The 4,562-nt window shown below is 72.1% G+C and carries 4 protein-coding genes and 1 pseudogene; all 5 read left to right on the forward strand.

Annotated features, from left to right (window positions below; translation table 11 throughout):
- Positions 1-79 precede the first annotated feature (79 nt).
- Positions 80-313, forward strand: a pseudogene (locus ACFVZW_RS19230) (ABC transporter ATP-binding protein); the annotation flags it as partial.
- Positions 314-395: 82 nt separating this feature from the next.
- The gene (locus tag ACFVZW_RS19235; RefSeq protein ID WP_384522731.1) at positions 396-1,229 is read left to right on the forward strand and encodes an ABC transporter ATP-binding protein; all 834 of its coding nucleotides are present in this window, start codon (positions 396-398) and stop codon (positions 1,227-1,229) included.
- Positions 1,226-2,116 carry a branched-chain amino acid ABC transporter permease gene (locus tag ACFVZW_RS19240; protein ID WP_329114013.1) on the forward strand — a complete coding sequence of 297 codons (891 nt, stop codon included), beginning with the start codon at positions 1,226-1,228 and terminating at the stop codon, positions 2,114-2,116. The genes ACFVZW_RS19235 and ACFVZW_RS19240 overlap by 4 nt, the downstream gene beginning before the upstream one ends.
- The gene (locus ACFVZW_RS19245) at positions 2,109-3,212 is read left to right on the forward strand and encodes a branched-chain amino acid ABC transporter permease (RefSeq protein WP_384522734.1); all 1,104 of its coding nucleotides are present in this window, start codon (positions 2,109-2,111) and stop codon (positions 3,210-3,212) included. The genes ACFVZW_RS19240 and ACFVZW_RS19245 overlap by 8 nt, the downstream gene beginning before the upstream one ends.
- Positions 3,209-4,480 (forward strand): ABC transporter substrate-binding protein, encoded by a 1,272-nt coding sequence (locus ACFVZW_RS19250; protein ID WP_384522736.1) that lies wholly within the window; start codon positions 3,209-3,211, stop codon positions 4,478-4,480. The genes ACFVZW_RS19245 and ACFVZW_RS19250 overlap by 4 nt, the downstream gene beginning before the upstream one ends.
- The last annotated feature ends 82 nt before the right edge of the window (positions 4,481-4,562 follow it).

Consider the following 4,562-nt stretch of genomic DNA (forward strand, 5'->3'; position numbering starts at 1 on the left):
CGTGCCCCCCCCCTCGCTCCCCCACGCGCGGTTTTCGGCCCGCGGTATCGCCCACACAATCGGCCGTAAAACCCCCAGGGGCTGGGGCGTGCTGTTGGTCGAGCACCCCGCGGCGCTCGCGCTGCGGCTCGCCTCCCGTGCGTACGTCCTGGAGGTCGGCGAGGTCACCCTCTCCGGCCCGGCCGCCGAGCTCGCCGCCTCCGACGAGGTCCGCCGCCGCTACCTGGGCGTCGTGGACGAGGACGCCGCCGCCGACGCGGCGGGCGCCGCGACCACGCACCCGGTCCTCGCCCGCTGGGAGGGCGGCCGATGATGACGACCGCCGCCCAGCCCGCGTCCGGCCGCACACCGCGCGCCGCCGCCTTTCGCCCGATGCCGTCCCGTGGGGAGAACCGATGAGCCAGCTCCCGCCTCCCGGCGAGGCGGCCGCCGAGGCGGACCGGACCCCCGCCGTGTCCGTACCCGCACTCGAAGTCCGTGACCTCACCGTCCGCTTCGCCGGGCTCACCGCCCTCGACTCCGTCGGCTTCACCGTCCGCCCCGGCACCGTCCACGCCGTCATCGGCCCCAACGGCGCCGGCAAGTCCACCTGCTTCAACGTCCTCTCCGGGGTCTACAAGGCGACATCGGGCAGCGTCCGCTTCGGCGGGCACGAGCTCACCTCCCTGCCGCCGCACAAGATCGCCGACCTCGGCGTCGCCCGCATCTTCCAGAACCTCGCGCTGCCGCCCCGCGCCACCGTCGAGGACAGCCTCATGCTCGGGCGCCACCGGCTCACCCGGACCGGCTTCGTCGCCGCCGGGCTCCGGCTGCCCTCCGCCGCCCGCGAGGACGCCCGCCACCGCGCCAGGGTCCGCGAGATCGCGGCCTTCGTCGGCCTGGAGAAGCAACTCGCCCAGCCCGCCGGATCGCTTCCGTACGGGCAGCAGAAGCTGGCCGAACTGGCCCGCGCCCTCTGCATGGAGCCCCAGCTGCTCCTCCTCGACGAGCCCGTCGCCGGCATGACCGCCGACGAGCGCCGCCGGACCGCCGCCGTCATCGCCGGCGTCCGCGACAGCCTCGGGATCTCCATCGTCCTCGTCGAGCACGACATGGGAGTGGTGATGCGGCTCGCCGACGCCGTCACCGTCCTCGACTTCGGCCGTCGCATCGCCGACGGCGCCCCCGGCGACGTACAGAACGACCCGGCGGTCGTCCGCGCCTATCTCGGAGAGGAGACCGCCGAGTGACCACCTTCGCCGAACTCCTGCTCAACGGTGTCTCGTTGGGCTCCATCTATGCCCTCATAGCCCTCGGCTTCGTGGTGATCTTCCGCGCCACCGAGGTCGTCAACTTCGCCCATGCCTCCCTGCTTCTGGCCGGCGGCTACTTCACCGCCGTACTCCATGACGACATCGGCTTCTGGCCGGCGCTGCTCGTCGGCATCGGCGGCGCGGCCCTGGTCGGCGCCGCCGTCGAGTTCCTCGTCATGCGCCGCTACCGCGGCTCCGACCACAGCGTCCTCGCCATCGTGACCATCGGCGTCGACATCCTGCTGGCCACCGAGCTGACCCGCCGCATCGGCACGGACATCCTCTCGCTCGGCGACCCCTGGGGCGACGCCGTCGTCACCTTCGGACCGGTCACGATCGCCCAGACCCGGATCGCGGCCTTCCTCGCAGCGGCGCTGCTCATCACCGCGTTCCTCCTCGCCTTCCGCTACACCTCCTGGGGCGTCGCCATGCGCGCCGCCGCCGAGAACCAGGAGACCGCGGCCCTCATGGGCATCAGGCTCGGCCGGGTCTCGCTCGGCGCCTGGGCGGTGGCGGGCGGACTGGCCGCCGTCGCCGCCCTCTTCCTCACCGTCTTCCCGACCCCCGGCCTGGAGCGCACCACCTCGTTCGCCGCGATGAAGGCATTCCCGGCCGCGATCCTCGGCGGCCTCGACTCCACCACCGGCGCCCTCGTCGGCGGGCTCCTGGTCGGCGTCACCGAGTCCCTCGCCACCGGCTACCAGGGCGATCTGACCTTCCTCGGCCGGGGCATCGGCGACCTCGCCCCGTACCTCGTGATGGTCGCGGTGCTGCTGATCCGCCCCGCCGGACTCTTCGGTACGAAGGAGCTGGCCCGTGTCTGACGCGCTTCCCCGCCGTGGAGTCGCCACGCTCGCCCGACCCCGCGTCTACGCATGGGCCGTCGCCGGCCTCGTCCTCGCCGCCTTCCCCTTCTACCTGGACCGCTTCTGGCTCCAGGCCGGGCTCTTCGCCATGGCCGCCGCGATCGGCGCCATCGGCATCAACCTGCTGACCGGCGCGACCGGCCAGCTCTCCATGGGCCACGCCTTCTTCCTCGCCGTCGGCGCGTACGGCTACTGCGCCTTCGCCGGTGACGGGAAGGACGACCTCACCGGATTCGGCCTGCCGGGCTGGCTCGCCGCCGTCCTCGCCGTCGCCCTCGCGGGGCTCGCGGGCGGGGTGTTCAGCCCCATCGCGGGCCGGCTGCGGGGCGCGTACCTCGGTATCGCCACCCTCGCGCTGATCTTCATCGGCCAGCACGTCCTCTTCAACGCCCACGACCTCACCGGCGGCTTCAACGGACGCGCGGTGCCCCCGCTCAGCCTCTTCGGGATCACCTTCGACGACAGCGAGCTCCTCGTCGCCCAGGTGCCCTTCGGCTCGGCCGAGAAGCTCTGGTACCTCGGCCTCGTGCTCCTCCTCGCGGGCGCCCTGTTCGCCCGCGGAGTCCTCCGCGGCCGTCCCGGCCGTGCCATGAACGCCATCCGGGACCACCGGATCGCCGCCGGGGTCATGGGCATCCCCGTGGCCCGCTACCGCGCCGCCGTCTTCGTCCTGTCGTCCATGTACGCGGGCCTCGCCGGCGTCCTGCTCGCGCTGGTCTTCCAGCGGACCGTGCCGGAGTACTTCGGCATGATGCTCTCCCTCGAGTACCTGGCCATGATCGTCATCGGCGGTCTCGGTTCGGTCGCCGGTGCGGTGATCGGAGGCGTCTTCGTCTCCCTGCTCCCGCAGCTCCTCAACCGGTACAGCGACGCGCTTCCTCTGGTCTCCGCCCCCGGGACGGGCGGGATCGCACCGGGGGAGGCGGCCCGCTATCTCTACGGCGCCGCCGTCGTCGCGGTGGTGCTCTTCCTGCCCGGTGGCCTGGTCCGGCTGGCCGCCCGGAAACCCAAGCGAACCGACCGACCCTCGCACTCCTCTGGGGAGGAACGATGATCCACCGACGACAGGCGTCCAGAACCACGGCCGCCGCACTCGCCACCCTCGTCGCCCTGACCGCCGTCGGCTGCAGTTCCAAGGCCAAGAGCGGCGACGACAACGGCACCGGCGCGGGCGGGGTGAAGGCCGGCAAGGGCGTCACCGACAAGACCATCGCGCTCGGCGCGCTCACCGACATGACCGGGGTGTACGCCACGCTCGGAAAGAGTGTCACGCAGGCCCAGCAGCTGTACGTGAAGCAGGTCAACGCGGCCGGCGGGATCTGCGGCCGGCAGCTGGAGCTGACGGTCCGTGACCACGGCTACGACCCGCAGAAGGCGCTGTCGGCGTACACCGAGCTGGAACCGAAGGTGGTCGGCTACACCCAGTTCATCGGCTCTCCGTTCGTCGCCGCCGTCAAGCAGCGCGTCGACGGCCAGGACAAGGGGCTCGTGCTGCCGCAGGCCTGGTCGGCCTCGCTGCTCGGCTCGCCGTACATCCGCGTCCTCGGCTCCACGTACGACGTCGAGACGATCAACGCCGTCGACTTCCTGGTCAAGGAGAAGGGCCTGAAGTCGGGCGACAAGCTCGGACACGTCTACTTCGAGGGCGACTACGGCGAGAACGCGCTGGCCGGCTCGAAGTACGCGGCAGAAAAGGCGGGGCTCACGGTCGTCGAGCAGAAGATCAAGCCCACCGACAACGACATGTCGGCGCAGGTCGCGGCGCTCAAGCAGGCCGGGGTCAAGGGCATCGTCATCAGCGCCGGCCCGCGCCAGGCCGCCTCGCTGGTCGGCGTCGCGGCGGCGACCAAGCTCCTGGTGCCGATCATCGGCAACAACTCGGCGTTCGCCCCGCAGCTGCTCGGCACCCAGGCCGGTCCCGCGCTGGAGAAGATGTACTGGTTCGCCTCCCCGGCCCTGCCCATCGGGGCGGACACCCCGGCGGCGAAGAAGCTCGTCGCCGACTACAAGGCCGCGTACCCGAGCGACAGCCTCGACAACGGCATCGTGGCCGGCTGGACGGCTGCCAGTGTCTTCGGCGAGGCCCTGAAGAAGGCCTGCGATGCCAAGGACCTCACCCGTGAGGGCATCGACAAGGCGCTGCTGACGCTCAACAGCTACGACGCGGGCTTCGGCAAGCACGACTTCAGCGACCCGAAGGCACCGTCCTCCCGCGAGTCGGTCATCCTCCAGCCGGACAAGACGATCCCCGGCGGTATGCGCACGGTCCGCCAGCCGGAGGTCTCGGAGGCGGCGAAGGGCTTCACCCCGAAGGTGGGCTGACCCCAGAGGTACGCATCGCCCCCGCGCGCCCCCCCCCCCCCGGGGGGGGTGCGGGTGCGGGGGGGGCCCCCCGCAACCGGCC

This window comes from Streptomyces sp. NPDC059567, assembly GCF_042735655.1.
Classification (GTDB): domain Bacteria; phylum Actinomycetota; class Actinomycetes; order Streptomycetales; family Streptomycetaceae; genus Streptomyces.